Origin of the sequence: Luteolibacter luteus (assembly GCF_012913485.1) — a bacterium.
Taxonomy (GTDB): domain Bacteria; phylum Verrucomicrobiota; class Verrucomicrobiia; order Verrucomicrobiales; family Akkermansiaceae; genus Haloferula; species Haloferula lutea.
Window position 1 is genome coordinate 433,421 of the sequence record NZ_CP051774.1, and the last position, 14,982, is coordinate 448,402.

Sequence of the window (14,982 nt, forward strand, 5' to 3'; positions counted from 1 at the left end):
CATCCCCCCAAAAAAACCGCCATGCTCCAGGGAATCACCTTGCTCACCGCCTTCGCTATCGCGATGGCGCTCACGGTATTGTTGCCCCGGCTCATGGAGCGGCTTCGCCTCCCCTCGATCCTGGGCTTCATCATCGCAGGCTTTCTGCTGGGACCGGCGGTGCTTGGGGTTCTGAAGCAAGATGGACAGGCGATCACGCTCTTTGCCGAGCTGGGCAAGCTGCTCTTCATGTTCTTCGTCGGCTTCGAAATCGATCTGGACGACTTCAAGAAATCACGGGCGAAGGCGATGACCTTCGGGGCACTCACCTTCCTCCTACCGCTCGGGGCCGGCATCGCCCTCGCGCGCATTTGCGGCTACGCATGGAATCCGTCGCTGCTCATCGGTTCCATCATCGCCTCCCACACACTTCTGGCCTTTCCGATCCTCGAACGCCTTGGCCTCGCACGCCACCCGATGGTGATGACGGTAGTGGGCGGGACCATCTTCACGGACATTGCCTCAATGCTGGTGCTCGCGATCACGGTTAGCGTGCATGAGACGGGCTTCACCTGGAGCTTCCTCGGGATCGAGCTGCTGGAACTCGCCATCTTCGTGCCCTTGGTCCTTTTTGGTGCCGGCAGCCTGGCGAGAAAGGCGATCATCCGTTATGGCCAGCGGGCGGAGGTCCGGGTCGTCATCATGTTGGTGGTGATCACGGTTTGCGCGGAGGGAGCCCGCATGATCCGGCTGGAGGGCATCGTGGGGGCCTTTCTCGCCGGCATCGCGGTGAAGCGTGCCATGCGCGGGAAGTTCGTGGTGGAGCAGCTTGAAATCGTGGCGAAGTCCCTCTTTATCCCCGCCTTTTTCCTCACCACCGGCTTCCTTATCGATCTCGCGGTGATGAAGCACAGCCTGCGGGAAAATCCGCTGCTCAGCCTCGGACTTCTGTTCGCGATCCTCGCAGGCAAAACGCTGGCCGCCTGGCTGAGCACCCGGATCTTCCGCCAGTCGTCCGCGGAGATGTGGACCATGGCCAGCCTTTCCTATCCGCAGATGGCGGCCACCCTCGCATCCGCGGTGGTGGGCTACCAGACCTTGGATGCCGCGGGGGTGCGCCTGCTGGATTCCAGCTTCGTCAATGCCGTGGTGATCGTCATTGTGGTCACCTGCGTCCTCGGCCCTATCCTCACCACACGCTACGCCACCCGCATGCTATCTGAAGCGCCCCCCGCTCCCGGGGGCACCTCATCCGATCCTCCACCTCGAGCCCTCGCCTCATGAATATCCGCCACCTCCTTGCCTCCGCTTGCATCATCGCGCCAGCCCTTGCCCAGGAAGCCCCCGCCACCTTCGAGTCCGGGGTGCTGCTGAAAGCTTCCGACCTCCTCCCTGCAGACATGCTCCGCGGCCCCTCCTATCGCGTGCGCGATCAGGTGCCGACAGATGGCTACATGGCCTACATTGATATCGATACCGATTTCGGCACCTTCCGCGCGATCGGCGTGCCGGAGGCCAAGCGGCGGATCGTGGAAGCGGAGGCGATCCGCAAGCTGGTGGAAACCAGCAAGGGCGATCTCTTCGCCCAAGGGCTGAAACGCTCCGTCGAGCAACCGATCGATGCGGTAAAGAACATCGTGACGAACCCCGTGGAGTCGGTGAAGCAGGCCCCGAAGACCGTGGGCCATTTCTTCGCGAAGGTCGGCTCCGGGATTGGCCGCGGCGTCGCCAAGACCGTGGACCGGGTGAGCGAGGCGGCCCACGAAGATCGTGATCCCGGTCAATCCGCGGCAGCCGCAGGTCGAGGTCTGGGAAACGCCGCGAAGAGCGCGGCAGGCTTTGACAAGGCGAAGCTGGACACCGCGAAGCAGCTCGGCGTGGACCCTTATTCCGACAATGCGCGCCTGCAGGAAGAAATGGACAAGGTGACATGGGCCTTCTTCGCCGGCGGCCTGCCCTTGCGGATTGGCGCGGCAGCAGCCTCGGCCGGACTGGCAGTGGCCGCTACCGAGATGGTGGGCGTCCCCGCGGACACCTATGCCCTGACCAGCGGCGAACTGGCGCTACGCGATGAGCGGGCCTTGGCCGCCATGGGTGTGAGCTTGGAGGACATCAAGAACTTCCAGATTCATCCCGCCCTGAGCACCACCCGCCGCCACCGGATCGTGAGCTATCTGGAAGTCCTGTCGAAAGCCTCCGGCCGCGGACACATCGTGCAACTGGCGAACGGCTGCGAGGAAGCCGAGCAAGCGGAGTTCCTGATCTCCGGGCTCGCCATCCTGGCGGAGCGCCAGCGCTCGGGAGCCGCCGACTACGTTTCGCTGAAGGTGCTCGGCAGGCTGCCCGGTGGCCGCACGGCTGGAGGCCAGCTCCAGGTACCCGCCCCGGTCGATCACATCACTTGGACGGAGGAAGTCGCTCATGTGGCCCATCGCGATGACTTGGGCAGCGATCCCAAGGTGCTGGTTCACACCGGCACCTTATCCTCCGCAGCCGCAGCCGGGATCAAGGCCGCCGGCTGGGAGCTCGTGGCGGTTCCCTATCCTTCGCGCTAGGCCTTTGGGGAGCCGGGCCTGATTCACCATCCCTGCTTTCGTTCACCCGCTCATGAAAGCCCCGCTCCACCTCTTGCTCCTTGCGGCGTTTTTCTTCAGCGCCTGCTCGGCTCCGCTTTCCTTTCATGTCGTCGAAAGCAAGACGCCGCATGGGAACTACACGGAGTCACCGCTGGATGCCGCGCTGCGCGAGCTGGAAGAGGGAAAGAAGACCAGCGATCCCATGGTGGCCAGTACCCACTTCATCGAAAGCGCACGGCTTGCAGGAGAAAAGGCACTGGCTGGCGAGAAGGGGGCCGTGGCTCTCTACAACCACGCCATTGGCCGTCTGGTGGAGGACCTCGACAAGGCCGGCTCCCTGCCATGGGGCCGCCACATCACCACCGGTAGCGACCAGCTAGGCTGGAAACTTGCCGGAAAACTCGAACCCGGGGCTCCTGCGGGAGAACGCCACTATGTCCCGGTGGATTCCCTTGATTTCAAAGGGAAGTATTCCCACACCAAGGCCACGCGACCAGGTGTGGGAGCTCCCTTGGTGGCAATCTCCACCGACGATCCGAACTTCCGCAAGACCTTCGGGGTCCACCGCACCTACACCGCTCTCACTGCCATCCTGCGTTTCGGCTCCGGGAAATCCGTCACGCTGGAACTCCACGATCCCTTGGAGGAGGAACGCTTGTCCATCGCCGGACGGAATCCCCCGCTAGCTGCCGATTTCAGCTCTCCCGGCTCACTCCTCTTGGCGACGGACCGGACCTACCGGCTGGGCATCATCCGGCTGCTCAATCCCCAGAAATACTCGGCCACCGCACGGCTCAGCCGCTTGCAGAAATACGACGCCGGACGCACCCCGGTGCTCTTCGTCCACGGCCTGCAGGACACCCCGGCGACTTGGATGCCGATGTATGAATCCCTGCTCCAGGATGCGGAGATCCGAAAGCACTACCAGTTCTGGGTCTTCAGCTATCCCAGCGGCTATCCCTATCCCTACTCCGCCTCGCTCCTCCGCAAGGAGCTGGATGGCGTCGCGAAGGCCTTCCCCGGCCACAAGCGGATCGTGATCGTGGGCCACAGCATGGGCGGGATCATCAGCAGGCTCATGGTCACGGATGCCGGTGACAAGATCTGGCGCGGCGTCTTTGGCAAGGGACCGGACGAAATGAAGATCAACGGGTCCAGCCGGAGGCTCCTGCTGGATTCCTATGTCTTCGAGCACCGGCCGGACATCCAACGGGCCATCTTCATCTCAGCTCCCCATCGCGGCTCGGCACTTGCCGAAAAGTGGTTCGGCCGCCTCGGCTCGCGCTTGGTGCGCATGCCTTCTTTCCTTGCGGATGCCAGGAACGCGGTGGCCTCCGTGCTGACCGCGGACAATGCCTCCATCCATCTCCAGCGGACACCGAACAGCATCGACACCCTTTCTCCTGACAATCCTTTCGTCCGCGAGGTGAACAAGCTGCCGATCGCCCCCGGAATCCCCTACCACTCGATCATGGGAGACCGCGGCAAGGGCGGAAACAAGGACCACACGCCGCCGGTCAGCAGCGATGGCGTGGTACCCTACTGGAGTTCGCACATGGACGGCGCGGTGTCAGAGAAGATCGTGCCGTCCCACCACAGTGCTCACCAGCATCCGGACGGTATCGCGGAGGTGAAACGGATCCTGAAGAAATACGCGGAAAAGTAGACGCGCTACTTCCGGACGGAGACCACTGGGAAAGATTCAGAAACGCCCCCGACTTGGTAAAAATCCCCCCATGTCGATTTCCTCAGCCATGGCTTCCCATCCGGATCGCTCCCACGGGTTCACCGGACCACATCGCCTGTTATTTTCCCTGTTTTAACAGGCATAACAGGCGCCCCCCCACCCCTCCCTGAGGGAAGCCCGGTCTCACCAGTGATTCTGCCTTTCCACCCCGGGCTTTTGCCCCTAAACCGCGCCCCCGATGTTTGAGGTTCTTGCACGCGATCCCTCCTGCAACGCCCGTCGCGGGCGCATGGAGCTGGCCCATGGCACGGTGGAAACACCCATTTTCATGCCGGTGGGCACCCAAGGCTCGGTGAAGACCCTTCACCCGGACGAGTTGGAGCTGCTCGGCTCCCAAATCATTCTCGGAAATACCTACCACCTGTGGCTTCGGCCGGGACACGAGGTCATTCGTGACCTCGGCGCGCTCCATAAGTTCGCGAGCTGGGACCGGCCAATCCTGACCGACTCGGGCGGCTTCCAAGTATGGTCGCTGGCGAAGCTCCGGAAAATCACCGACGAGGGCGTGCGTTTCCAAAACCACATCGACGGCTCCCGGATGATGCTGACCCCGGAACTCAGCATGGAGATCCAGGCCTCGCTTGGCTCGGACATCGCGATGCTTTTCGACGAGTGCCCGCCTTACCCCTGCGAGCGCAAGTATGCGGAGAAGTCTCTGGACCTCACCACCCGCTGGGCGAAGCGCTGCAAGGACTGGATCGAAAAAAACCAGCCGCGGAGCGGAGAGGGCATCCAGCGCCACTTCGGAATCGTGCAAGGTTCGATCTGGGCGGACCTCCGGGAGAAATCCGCCCGCGAACTAGTAAACCTCGATTTTGATGGTTACGCCATCGGCGGCGTCTCGGTGGGCGAGCCGGAAGAGGAAATGATGAAGGCGGTGGAGCACAGCGTCCCCTTCCTCCCGGAGGACAAGCCTCGCTACGCCATGGGACTTGGCACTCCGCCTCAGATTTTGGAGATGATCGGGCGCGGCGTGGACATGTTTGACTGCGTGATGCCCACCCGGGTCGCGCGCCACGGGCAGGCTTTCACCCTCGACGGGCCGATCCACATCAAGAATCTGGCCTATGAGCGGGATGAGCGCCCCATCTGCGAAAGCTCTCACCCTCACGTCGCCCGATTCTCCCGGGCCTATATCCGGCACCTTTTCCGTGCCGGGGAAATCCTCGCTTTGCGGTTGCTTTCCTTTCACAATCTGCATTTCTTCCTCCGCCTCACCGCTAATGCGCGTCAGGCGATCAGCGAAGGTAACTTCCTCGAATTCAAGGAGTCCTTCATTAGAAGATATACCCAAGCGAAATCCGAATGATGCCATCTTTCCTCACGCTGCTCGCCCAAGGGGCAGGTGCTCCGCAGAATACCGGAGGTGTTCTGGGCAACCCCGCGATCATGATGGTGGTCATGGTGGTGATGTTCTATTTCCTGCTTATCCGCCCGCAGCAGCGCCAGCGTAAGGAATTGGAAAAGAGGATCTCAGCCCTTCAGAAGGGTGACGAGGTCGTCACCACCGCCGGAATCCACGCCATCGTCCACAACGTGAAGGAGCGGACTGTCGTCCTCAAGGTCGCCGAAGGCGTGATGATGGAATTCGACAAGCCCGCCGTGGCTACCGTGATCAAAAAGGACAGCGCGGCTTCCGCGTAAGTCCTATCTGAAGCCAGCACACGCGTCTCCTTTTCGCGTCACCCGCTCTCCCGTCTCCAGTCATGTCTCTGCCCAATGTTCCATTGGCATCGGTTTTCCAGAACCCGATGACCCTATTCCTCGCCGGGCTCGCCCTGCTGTTCCTCTTCATCTGGTACTTCGCGACCGATTTCGAGCGACGCAAGCGTAACGTCGGCACCGTGCTGCTCGTCGGCATCTGCGGCATGTCCTTCCTCGCGATCTATCCGCCGAAGGAGAATCTGAAGGGCGGCATCGACCTCGTCGGTGGTTCCTCCTTCACGCTTCTGGTGAAGCCGAAAATCGATGAGGAGACCGGCAAGCCTCTTGCGCTGACCAAGGAAGATCTCAAGCAGGCCCGCGCCACCGTCGAAAAGCGGGTGAACGCCTACGGCAACATCGACATGTTGGCCGTCGAGCAGGGCACCGACAAGATCCTCATCCAGATGCCGGGCATGGAGCCGGAGAGCGCTGCCGAGATCAAGGAGCTGCTTCAGAAGGTCGCCCGCCTCGAACTCCGCAAGGTGAACAACGAAGGCTGGAGAACCGGTGCCGATGGCCGCACGATCGCCGACCGCATCGAGAGCGGCGATGATCCGCGCATCCCGGGCTTCAAGGTTTTCGACTACAATCGCAAGAACAAGGACGGCACGCTGACCAACAACCGCATCCTGCTCAGCAACCGCGTCGCCCTGACCGGTAAGGACGTCCAGACTGCCTATCCGGAATCGATGGCTGGCAGCCACGCCGTGGGGATCACCCTCACCAACGCTGGCACCGACAAGATGATCGCCCTGACGAAGGACCTCGTGCCGGACCAAGACCACATCGCGGTGGTGCTCGACGGCGAGGTTCTCACTGCCCCCGTGCTCAAGAGCGTGCCGCTCGGCAAGCGCTTCCAGATCGAAGGCCAGGAGAGCTACGAGGAAGCCCGCGCGCTTTCCAACGCGATGATGAACCCGCTGGAAAACCCGCTCGAGATCATCGAAGAACGCACCATCTCCCCCACCCTCGGCGCCGCAGTCGTCCAGCAGGGCATGTGGGCCGGTCTTACGGGTCTCGCGATCACCGCCGTCTTCGTGCTCGTTTACTACCGCGTGGCAGGCATCGTCGCTCTTTTCGGCTTGGCGGTGAACGCGCTGCTGATCTTCGGCGGCATGGCCATCTTCAACTTCACCTTCACCCTCGCCGGTATCGCGGGCATGATCCTCTCGATCGGCATGGCGGTGGACGCGAACGTGCTGATCTACGAGCGCTTGCGTGAGGAAATCGCCGCGGGCAAGACCCTGAAGACCGCCATCAACGCTTCCTACGAAAAGGCATTCACGGCCATTTTCGACTCGAACCTGACCTCCTTGATCACCGCGGTGATCCTCTACTGGCTCGGCAGCTCTTCGATCAAGGGCTTCGCGATCACCCTGACCATCGGTATCGTGGCGTCGATGTTCTCGGCGATCCTCGTGACCCGGGTGCTCTTCCGCTGGTGCAATGACCTGAACCTGCTGAAGAAGCTGAGCTTCCTCGACCTGATCAAGGCGACCCGCTTTGACTTCCTGTCCAAGTCGAAGCTTTCCTACATCATCTCCGGCATCCTTGCCACCGCTTGTATCGCCGCAGTCGCCGTGAAGCGCGAGAACAGCCTCGGCATCGACTTCACCGGCGGCACGATCCTCGAATTCACCTTGGACCAAGGTGAAAGTGTCAGCCAAGCCGACGTCGAGAAGGCCCTCGAAAGCGTGAACGCGGAGAAGCGCCCGAGCGTGCAGATGGAGAAATCCGTCAACGTGGACATCCTGACCGTCCGCTGCGCCACTGCGGATGCGGAAAAGATCTCCGCCCACCTCCGCGAACACGTCGAGATCCTCGCCAAGAAGGAGACCTTGGATGGCAAGGAGCGCTATGCTGTCGAACAGAGCACGCAGGGCGTGTCCCCCACCCTTGGTGGTGACTTCCTCAAGAGCTCGGCCATCGCCTTGGCCCTCGGCCTTCTGGGCATCCTGATCTACATCACGCTTCGTTTCGAGTTCTCCTTCGCGCTCGGTGGTTTCGTCGCACTTCTGCACGACGTGATCCTCTCGGCCGGCCTGGTGGTTCTCATTGGCGGCGAGCTTTCGCTGATCCACGTCGGTGCCTTGCTGACCATCGCCGGTTACTCGATCAACGACACCATCGTTATCTTCGACCGTATCCGCGAGTCCCTGAAGACCGACGAAGGCGATGTGAAAGCCCTCATGAACGAAGCCATCAATGCCACCCTCTCCCGCACGATCCTGACCTCGCTCACGACCATCGTGACCGTGGCCATCATCGCGATCTTCGGCGGTGCGGCCCTGAAGGACTTCTCGACCATGATCCTGATCGGTCTGGTGATCGGCACCTACTCCTCCGTCTTCATCGCCTCCCCGGTGGTGCTCTGGTGGAGCCAGCGCAAGGGTGGTAGCCTCCGCAAGGAAGTCATGCACACCACCTTGGCCGAATCGGACATCCAAGCTGCTCCGTAATACCGGATCCACAGTTCCCTCTGAAAGAAGCCCGGCGAACAATCGCCGGGCTTTTTTGTGGGAAAGCGGCTCCGCTTCCGCTGGTCCTGTGGTCCTCGTCAAACCCGCCTTGCTCCTCAGGAGCGAATCTCCCATCTTCCGCCCATGCGACGCCTGCTTCCCGTCCTCCCCCTCCTCTCTCCCTGTCTGGCCGGTGAACTCACGACGACTTCCGGGACCGCGAACACGGGTTCGGGTTCCAGCGATTCGGTGTCGGACATGCCCATCGGCATCGAGGTGGTGACCGGCTATCGCAGCGAATTCATCCACCGCGGCTTCAAGCTCGCGGACGACCTGATCGACGTGCAGGCGGAAGTGGAAATCGCCCTGACGAACGAATGGGTGCTCAGCCTCGGCGGTTACTACGGCACTGCCACCGGCGACGAGGATTTCAGCGAGGCCGATGGCTTCATCGACCTGAAGTACGACACCAAGCAGTGGACAGCTGGATTCGCCGTGACCTACCGCAGTTTCGAAGAATCTTTCTTTGAGGACGGCTTCGACCTCAATCCCAGCTTCACCTGGCACCTGACCGAGGACTGGGACCTCGGTGCCGGCGTGGCCTACGACACCGGTGACGGCGGCTGGTACGGCAATCTGGAAGCCGGCTGGTCCAAACCAACGGGCGACGATTCCTTTTTCTCCGCCAAGGCTGGCACCAGCTTCACCAGCGACTACTACGGCAGCGATGGCTGGCACGACCTCTACGCCCGCGTGAGCTGGACCTACGCCTTCAACAAGAACGTGGCCGTGACGCCCTTCCTCGGCACCTCGATCCCGATGGAAAGCAGCCCCGAGACCGACCGCCTCTTCGGCGGCCTCTGGTTCGAGGTCTCCTTCTGAAGCCCGCCCGAAGCTTGGAACGGGGTCGCGGAGCAACAACTCCGGCAACCCCTCCTTTCTGCGGGATCAACCCACCTTCTCAATCACCGCGTATGCGTTGTGATTGTGGATCGACTCGAAATTCTCCGCTTCGACGCGGTACCACGTGATATCCGCGTGCGCGTTCGAGCGTGAAGCCACATTCCGCACCAAGTCCTCGACGAAGACCGGATTGTCATAGGCACGCTCGGTCACGGCCTTTTCATCCGGCCGCTTGAGGAGGCTATACAACTCGCAGCTCGCGGAGCGCTCGACGAGTTCGACCAGATCCTCGATCCACACCGGCTCCTTGCAGCGCACGGAGTAGGTCACCACGCCACGCTGGTTGTGAGCACCGCGATCGCTAATCTGCTTCGAGCAGGGGCAAAGCGTTGCCACCGGCACCATCACGGTGACGATGAAATCAAGCGGACCATCCTTTTCCGCCTCCACCTCGAAACGGACCTCATAGTCCATCAGGCCGGCACGCCCCGTCACCGGAGCCGCCTTCGAGCGGAAGAAAGGAAACTGGAACTCCACATGAGCCTTCCGCGCATCGAGGCGCTTCAGCAGCTCGCGCGGCAGATTGGCCATGGTCCGGACGTCGATGCAGGAGCCGTGGGAATTCAGCACTTCCACGAAGCGGCTCATGTGCGTGCCCTTGTAGTGGTGCGGCAGATCCACTGCAAGGGCGACGGTCGCCACGGTCCGCTGCGCCGTGCCGCCCTTGTCGCTGACTTCCACCGGGAAGCGCAGGCCCTTCACGCCCACGCGGTCGATTGCCAGATTGCGGTCATCCCGCTCGTTCTGGGTGTCCTTGAGTTCCTTCATCGTGTCCTGGGTAAACGACGGAAGCCCGCCCGGTGAACGGGCAGGCTTCCGGTAAAGCTGGTGATCAAATCAAACCGCTTCCTGCTGCCAATCAAGGCATCAGGTTCACAGCGCGGGAGCGCTTGATCGAGCGGGTGATCTTGCGGTGAAGCTTCGCCGACACGCCCGTGACGCGGCGGGGAAGGATCTTGCCGGTTTCCGAAGTGAACTTCGAAAGCAGATCGGGATTCTTGTAATCAACGCCGTCCGCCGGGATATCGTGGCGGCGGGTGGTCATTTTGCGGTTCGCTTTGCGGAAGCGAATCCGACGTTCGACAGTCTTCGGTTCGGACATGATTTAGCGGAGTTCGCGGTGGACGGTGCGGCGCTGCAGGGAAGGATTGAATTTCACCTTCTCCAGACGGCCCGGCGTGCGCAGGCTCTTCTTATTGCGCGTGGTCACGTAGCGGGACGGGGGCTTGCCCTCCGCACGTGCTTCCGTGCATTCAAGGATAATAATGTCGCGTGGCATGAGCGGGAAACTAGGGGCGCGGAGACTAATTCAGTCGTCGTCCTCGTCAAGCGAAACCGTTTCGGAATCTTCATCGTCCTGATAATTACCACCGGCGAAGCCGACTTCATTGGACGGGCGGAAGCGGCGATTGCCGTATTCTTTCTCCCACTGGGCCTGGCATTCCACGGTCAGGCGGGCGAAAGGAATGGCTTCAAGGCGGGCCTGCGGGATCGCCTTGCCGGACATCTCGCAGATGCCGTAGGCACCGCGGTCGATGCGGCGGAGAGCCTGCTCGATCTCGTAAAGGGCGTCCTGTTCCTTGGCCAAAACGCTAAGGGCGAAATCGCGGTCGTAGGCATCGCTACCCGCATCCCCCTGGTGCATCCCGCTGCCGGAGGCCTCGCTGCCTTCCGGGGCATTGCGGATCTCACCGGTCATGCCGGACATGGCGTCCACCAGCTCGTCCCGCAGGTCGAGCAAGCGCTGGCGCTGCTTCAGCACAAATCCGCTGACCTTCACCGGGCCGGCAGCAGCAGGAGCTGGCGCGGCGACTTCCTCGGGCTCCGGCTTCGCCTTGGCGGCGGGGGCGGGCTTCTTGGCTTCTGCCTTCGGAGCAGGCTTCGCGGCTTTTGCGGCGGGCTTCTTCTCCGGGGCGGATGCCGCTTTCTTCGCGGGTTGCTTCTTGTCTGCCATGGTCGGGCTAGGGGTCGTGAAAAACTTTGGAAATCCGGACTGCTTCCCGCTCGGGGAAAATCGGGCGCGGTCGATTAGCGCCTTGTTGATACCTCTGCAAGTTGAAATTTCATGCATCGATCCGTATCTTCAACGCCGGATTTTATTAAGAACCAGATTCAAACACGCCCCTGAACCGCCGGATCGGGGCTTTCAAAACCGGCACGCTTGAAATGGCCGGTGGCTTGCCTAAGCTTCGCCGCCCGCCATGGAATTGCCATCGATCGTCGAAGCCCTCCTGACCAGTTCGGACGAGCCCTTGCCCGCCGAGGAGATCGCCCGTCTGGTGCGCGCCCGCGTGGCCGAGGCTGAAGATTCGCGCGCCCGGAAAATCGAGGATGGCGAAACACCCGAGGAGCTTCCCGAGTGGCTTTCCAGCCTCGCGACCGTGTCTTCCGACCAGATCATCGTGGCGATCGCGAAGCTGAATCACGACTACGAGACTACAGGCCGCGCCTTCTTCCTGATGGAGCGCGCCAAAGGCTGGAAGCTTTTCACTCGCCCGAGCTACGGCGAGTTCGTCCGCCACCTTTTCCCCGGCCGCAAGCCGGAACGCCTCAGCGGCCCGGCGATGGAGACCCTGGCGATCATCGCCTACCGCCAACCCATCACGAAGGGTGCGATCGAGGCGGTCCGCGGCGTGGCCTGCGATGGCATGCTGCAAAAGCTGCTGGACCGCGAGCTCGTGCGCATCGGCGGCCGCGCCGAACTTCCCGGCCGTCCCCTGCTCTACGAGACGACCGAGCTTTTCTACGAACATTTCGGCATCCGCAGCGTCGATGACCTGCCGAATGCCACGGAGCTCCGCCGCGTGAAGCTGCCGGAAGCCCCGGCCGAGTCCACCGGCACCGTCGAATCCCAGCTCGCCCTCAGTGCGACCGATGCGAAATCGGCAGAAAATGCCGAATGACGAATTCGCGAATGACGAATTGATCCCGACCGCTTTCTCTTCTCTCCACACACTTCATTCGACATTCGGACTTTCTGAATTCGGCATTGGCTCATGAATCTGGACGACATCCGCAAAGGCATCGACGAAATCGACGGCAAGCTTCTCGACCTCCTCTCCGACCGCGCCGATCTGGTCCATGAAGTGGGTCTCGTGAAGAAGCGGGATGGCCTGCAGATCTACGCTCCGGAGCGCGAGGAAGCGCTACTGCGCCGCCTGATCGAGCGCAACAAGGGCCGCCTGCCGGAGAAGTCGATCCGCGCGATCTATCGCGAGATCATGTCCGCGGCGCTCGCCTTGGAGGATGACCTGAAGATCGCCTATCTGGGCCCCGAGGCATCGTGGACGCATCAGGCCGCGATCAAGAAATTCGGCCACTCGGTGGAATACACGCCGCTGCACAATTTCGCCGAGGTCTTTGACCAAGTGGCCCGCCGCCGTGCCGACTACGGAGTGGTGCCGATCGAAAACTCCACGGAAGGCGCGGTCTCGCATACACTGGATCTCTTCGTTGATTCCCCGCTACAGATCTGCGCGCAGATTCTCCTGCGGATCGAGAATTGCCTCGCCGCCGCGATCCCCCGGGAGCAGATCAAGACCCTCTACTCCCACCCGCAGGCGCTCGCGCAGTGCCGCGGCTGGATCCTAAAGAACTTCCCGGAGGCTCATCTCATCGAGGTATCCTCCACCACCCGCGCCGCCCAACTCGCCCACGAGAAAGCCGCGGAAGGGGCGGCCGCCATCTGCAGCCCGCTGGGAGCGGAGATGCATGGCCTCGAGGTGCTGGAGCAATCGATCCAGGATCGCGCGACCAACACCACCCGCTTCCTCGTGATCGGCGAAAAGACCTGCCCGCCGACCGGCAAGGACCGCACTTCCCTGCTCTTCGCAATCCATGATCGCCCGGGCTCGCTGGTGCGCGCGCTCCAAGCCTTCGATCAATTCCACATCAACATGTCGAAGATCGAATCCCGTCCCTCGAAGCGGAAGGATTGGGAGTATATCTTCTACGTGGACCTCTCCGGCCACTGTGATGATCCGGTTCTGAAGAACGGCATCGAGGAACTGGAGAAGCACTGCTCGATGGTGAAGCTGCTGGGGTCTTATCCGGATGCGGGGGAATAAGCACCGGAGTCAAGATACCAACCTCTTTGGCCGAACGTAGCGAGCGTCAACCGGCGGACACGGACTTGGCTGGCTTCACCAAGGCGACGGAAATTGAACTGCCAGCTGGCTTTACCAGCGGATCGCCACGGAGGAAAAGGGCCACACGACCAGCTCAGTTTCTCCTCCGGCGACGCAGGGTCACAGCACCGGAAAGACCCGCAAGGATCGCCCCCGAAGGCTCGGGCACGGTGCCGTAAACATTCAGCGTATCGATCGAAAGATCCGCTCCCGGAAAATCCGCAGTGGCAAACAGGGCGAACTCAACGGTTCCCCCCGTTTGGATATCTTGAAAATCCCAGACGATTTCACCTCGTGGAATTGTGTAGTAGGTCTCCCCGAAGTTCCAAGTTCCCCGGTCCACGCGGTAGGCCAAGGTAAACGAGGTGATCCCCGGAGCGGGATTGCGCGAGCCGACGCCCTCGTCCTCGAAGCTCTTGAACGAGATGTGGGTCAATGTGGCCTCGAATCCTGGCTCGGTGGTAACCGTGAAGCTCACATACTTGTCGAGCGTGTATCTGGATCCCCAACCGCCGAAATTCAAACTGCCATCCCTCCGTTCAACGGAGTCATTGGAGCCAACCAGCGGGGATGCGACGCTCATCCCGGTCGAGTAAGCTGCCGGCGTGGGCAAGGAACCGTCGTCCGGAGCATGCTCGAGCTGTATTGGACGATCATTGCCGCCTGAAGGGCGGAAACAAGGCCGCTGGCCAACGCAAACAGAATGACGATTGCATTGAGTCTCATGATAGGGGTCGGATCGCGACGGAGGAAAAAAGGAATACGGCAAGCTTAGTTTCTCCTCCGGCGCCGCAAGGCGACGGCGCTGGAGAGACCGGCAAGGATCGCCACCGAAGGCTCGGGCACTGGCACAGAACCGTGGACATCCAAGGTGTCGATGGCGAGGTTCGCTCCCGGGGACTCCGCTGTCGCAAACAAAGCGAACTCAATGATTCCCGTCGTGTAGATATCTTCAAAATCCCAGACCATCTCACTCTGCGGGACCGAATCATAAGTCTCCATGAAGATCCAAGCGCCAAAGCCAGCTCCCCAGTTCTCGCGATAGGCCAAGGTGAACTGGGTGATTCCCTGAGCCGGACTCCGCAAACCGATATTTCCGTCCGCGACGCTTTTGAATGAAAGGTGAGTCAAAACAAGCGAGAGTCCGGGATCTGCTGACACCGTGAAACCTACATACCTGTCGAGCGTGAACCGCGATTCCCAGCCGCTGTAAGCCAAACTACCATCTCTCCGCTGGAGATCATCGCCGGAGGCGGTCAAGGGGGATGCAGTGGTGTTACCGGTCGAGAAAGCCGCGGGAGTCGGCAAAGAACCGTCCTCCGGGGCATGCTCGGAGCTATATTGGACGATGACCGCCGCATGGAGAGCGGGGACGAAGCTAGCACTCATCGCAAGCGCTACGAAAAATAATCCAAGGCTCATGATCA

General features: G+C 61.5%; 15 protein-coding genes. 9 read left to right on the forward strand and 6 right to left on the reverse strand.

What is annotated here, in order from left to right:
* Positions 1-21: 21 nt before the first annotated feature.
* The 7 genes from HHL09_RS01670 (at position 22) to HHL09_RS01700 (ending at position 9,347) form a co-directional block, all read left to right on the forward strand.
* Positions 22-1,263, forward strand: a complete 1,242-nt coding sequence (locus HHL09_RS01670) for a cation:proton antiporter (protein ID WP_169452764.1) — start codon at positions 22-24, stop codon at positions 1,261-1,263.
* Positions 1,260-2,534, forward strand: coding sequence for a hypothetical protein (locus HHL09_RS01675; RefSeq protein ID WP_169452765.1), 1,275 nt, complete (start codon positions 1,260-1,262; stop codon positions 2,532-2,534). Before HHL09_RS01670 ends, HHL09_RS01675 begins: the two co-directional genes overlap by 4 nt.
* Before the next feature lie 52 nt (positions 2,535-2,586).
* Positions 2,587-4,221, forward strand: a complete 1,635-nt coding sequence (locus HHL09_RS01680; protein ID WP_169452766.1) for an esterase/lipase family protein — start codon at positions 2,587-2,589, stop codon at positions 4,219-4,221.
* A 259-nt stretch (positions 4,222-4,480) separates the two neighbouring features.
* Positions 4,481-5,611 (forward strand): tRNA guanosine(34) transglycosylase Tgt, encoded by a 1,131-nt coding sequence (gene tgt / locus HHL09_RS01685; protein WP_169452767.1) that lies wholly within the window; start codon positions 4,481-4,483, stop codon positions 5,609-5,611.
* Positions 5,608-5,946 (forward strand): preprotein translocase subunit YajC, encoded by a 339-nt coding sequence (gene yajC, locus HHL09_RS01690; protein ID WP_169452768.1) that lies wholly within the window; start codon positions 5,608-5,610, stop codon positions 5,944-5,946. Before tgt ends, yajC begins: the two co-directional genes overlap by 4 nt.
* A 107-nt stretch (positions 5,947-6,053) precedes the next feature.
* The gene (secD, locus tag HHL09_RS01695; protein ID WP_169452769.1) at positions 6,054-8,465 is read left to right on the forward strand and encodes a protein translocase subunit SecD; all 2,412 of its coding nucleotides are present in this window, start codon (positions 6,054-6,056) and stop codon (positions 8,463-8,465) included.
* Between the two features lie 144 nt (positions 8,466-8,609).
* On the forward strand, positions 8,610-9,347 hold the full coding sequence (locus HHL09_RS01700) for a porin family protein (protein ID WP_169452770.1): 738 nt from the start codon (positions 8,610-8,612) through the stop codon (positions 9,345-9,347).
* A gap of 66 nt (positions 9,348-9,413) precedes the next feature.
* Here the strand turns inward: HHL09_RS01700 and folE2 are convergent, their stop codons facing one another.
* The 4 genes from folE2 to HHL09_RS26350 all read right to left on the reverse strand — a co-directional run bounded on the left by folE2 (position 9,414) and on the right by HHL09_RS26350 (position 11,382).
* Entirely contained in the window at positions 9,414-10,196 is a 783-nt protein-coding gene (folE2, locus tag HHL09_RS01705) for a GTP cyclohydrolase FolE2 (RefSeq protein WP_169452771.1), read from the reverse strand.
* A 91-nt stretch (positions 10,197-10,287) separates the two neighbouring features.
* Positions 10,288-10,530, reverse strand: coding sequence for a 30S ribosomal protein S18 (gene rpsR, locus HHL09_RS01710; protein ID WP_169452772.1), 243 nt, complete (start codon positions 10,528-10,530; stop codon positions 10,288-10,290).
* Positions 10,531-10,533: 3 nt separating this feature from the next.
* The gene (rpmG, locus tag HHL09_RS01715; RefSeq protein WP_169452773.1) at positions 10,534-10,707 is read right to left on the reverse strand and encodes a 50S ribosomal protein L33; all 174 of its coding nucleotides are present in this window, start codon (positions 10,705-10,707) and stop codon (positions 10,534-10,536) included.
* A 30-nt stretch (positions 10,708-10,737) separates the two neighbouring features.
* Positions 10,738-11,382 carry a TraR/DksA family transcriptional regulator gene (locus HHL09_RS26350; protein ID WP_205760959.1) on the reverse strand — a complete coding sequence of 215 codons (645 nt, stop codon included), beginning with the start codon at positions 11,380-11,382 and terminating at the stop codon, positions 10,738-10,740.
* Positions 11,383-11,629: 247 nt separating this feature from the next.
* Between HHL09_RS26350 and scpB the strand changes: the two genes are divergently transcribed.
* The gene (scpB, locus tag HHL09_RS01725) at positions 11,630-12,331 is read left to right on the forward strand and encodes an SMC-Scp complex subunit ScpB (protein WP_169452774.1); all 702 of its coding nucleotides are present in this window, start codon (positions 11,630-11,632) and stop codon (positions 12,329-12,331) included.
* Positions 12,332-12,424: 93 nt separating this feature from the next.
* Complete coding sequence (gene pheA / locus HHL09_RS01730) at positions 12,425-13,495, forward strand: prephenate dehydratase (RefSeq protein WP_169452775.1); 1,071 nt, start codon at positions 12,425-12,427, stop codon at positions 13,493-13,495.
* Between the two features lie 154 nt (positions 13,496-13,649).
* On the opposite strand, the gene HHL09_RS01735 is transcribed toward pheA, so the two are convergent.
* Both HHL09_RS01735 and HHL09_RS01740 read right to left on the reverse strand, forming a co-directional pair.
* On the reverse strand, positions 13,650-14,138 hold the full coding sequence (locus HHL09_RS01735) for a PEP-CTERM sorting domain-containing protein (protein ID WP_169452776.1): 489 nt from the start codon (positions 14,136-14,138) through the stop codon (positions 13,650-13,652).
* Positions 14,139-14,326: 188 nt separating this feature from the next.
* Positions 14,327-14,977 (reverse strand): hypothetical protein, encoded by a 651-nt coding sequence (locus tag HHL09_RS01740; protein ID WP_169452777.1) that lies wholly within the window; start codon positions 14,975-14,977, stop codon positions 14,327-14,329.
* Between the last annotated feature and the right edge of the window lie 5 nt (positions 14,978-14,982).

Bases quoted from the DNA above. Each gene is read 5' to 3' on its own strand.
- rpsR (WP_169452772.1), bottom strand. From the start codon at position 10,530: ATGTCCGAACCGAAGACTGTCGAACGTCGGATTCGCTTCCGCAAAGCG.
- HHL09_RS01680 (WP_169452766.1), top strand. From the start codon at position 2,587: ATGAAAGCCCCGCTCCACCTCTTGCTCCTTGCGGCGTTTTTCTTCAGC.
- HHL09_RS26350 (WP_205760959.1), bottom strand. From the start codon at position 11,382: ATGGCAGACAAGAAGCAACCCGCGAAGAAAGCGGCATCCGCCCCGGAG.
- HHL09_RS01700 (WP_169452770.1), top strand. From the start codon at position 8,610: ATGCGACGCCTGCTTCCCGTCCTCCCCCTCCTCTCTCCCTGTCTGGCC.
- HHL09_RS01675 (WP_169452765.1), top strand. From the start codon at position 1,260: ATGAATATCCGCCACCTCCTTGCCTCCGCTTGCATCATCGCGCCAGCC.
- rpmG (WP_169452773.1), bottom strand. From the start codon at position 10,707: ATGCCACGCGACATTATTATCCTTGAATGCACGGAAGCACGTGCGGAG.
- tgt (WP_169452767.1), top strand. From the start codon at position 4,481: ATGTTTGAGGTTCTTGCACGCGATCCCTCCTGCAACGCCCGTCGCGGG.
- HHL09_RS01735 (WP_169452776.1), bottom strand. From the start codon at position 14,138: ATGAGCGTCGCATCCCCGCTGGTTGGCTCCAATGACTCCGTTGAACGG.
- pheA (WP_169452775.1), top strand. From the start codon at position 12,425: ATGAATCTGGACGACATCCGCAAAGGCATCGACGAAATCGACGGCAAG.
- secD (WP_169452769.1), top strand. From the start codon at position 6,054: ATGACCCTATTCCTCGCCGGGCTCGCCCTGCTGTTCCTCTTCATCTGG.
- HHL09_RS01670 (WP_169452764.1), top strand. From the start codon at position 22: ATGCTCCAGGGAATCACCTTGCTCACCGCCTTCGCTATCGCGATGGCG.
- scpB (WP_169452774.1), top strand. From the start codon at position 11,630: ATGGAATTGCCATCGATCGTCGAAGCCCTCCTGACCAGTTCGGACGAG.
- yajC (WP_169452768.1), top strand. From the start codon at position 5,608: ATGATGCCATCTTTCCTCACGCTGCTCGCCCAAGGGGCAGGTGCTCCG.
- HHL09_RS01740 (WP_169452777.1), bottom strand. From the start codon at position 14,977: ATGAGCCTTGGATTATTTTTCGTAGCGCTTGCGATGAGTGCTAGCTTC.
- folE2 (WP_169452771.1), bottom strand. From the start codon at position 10,196: ATGAAGGAACTCAAGGACACCCAGAACGAGCGGGATGACCGCAATCTG.